The sequence below is a fragment of the Mesorhizobium sp. M2E.F.Ca.ET.209.01.1.1 genome, from assembly GCF_004010375.2.
In the GTDB taxonomy this organism is placed as follows: Bacteria; Pseudomonadota; Alphaproteobacteria; order Rhizobiales; family Rhizobiaceae; genus Mesorhizobium.
In genome coordinates, this window is record NZ_SADP02000335.1 from 1 (window position 1) to 389 (window position 389).

Here is a 389-nt window from a genome sequence, read left to right on the forward strand (position 1 = left end):
ATCTGCCTCGAGGACGGCAAGAAATTCAAATCGCTGAAGCGTCACCTCGGCGTGCATTTCGGCCTGACGCCGTATGCCTACCGCGCCCAATGGGGCTTGCCGTCTGACTATCCGATGGTTGCTCCCAACTATGCGGCTTCGCGCTCCGAACTGGCGAAGTCGATCGGCCTCGGCCGCAAGGCCGTCGCCCCGGCGCCCGTCAAGGGCAAAGGCCGGAAGGCCAAGGTTTCGGCCTGAGCAATTCAGTCCTGAGCCAATATTTAGGACGACTGGAACGGAAGCCTGCCGGCGAAATCGCCTTGGCAGGCTTCATGTTTTTGTGGCTTGGATGAACCGGACAGGTGCTTTGAGGGGGAACTGCCATGAACTACACCAGGATGGTGATCGAG

1 protein-coding gene is annotated in these 389 nt (G+C 59.6%); it reads left to right on the forward strand.

Annotated elements, in window-relative coordinates; translation table 11 throughout:
* Window positions 1-237, forward strand: a 237-nt coding sequence (locus tag EN852_RS35890; RefSeq protein WP_189546390.1) for a MucR family transcriptional regulator, incomplete at its 5' end; no start/stop codon positions are given.
* Between the last annotated feature and the right edge of the window lie 152 nt (window positions 238-389).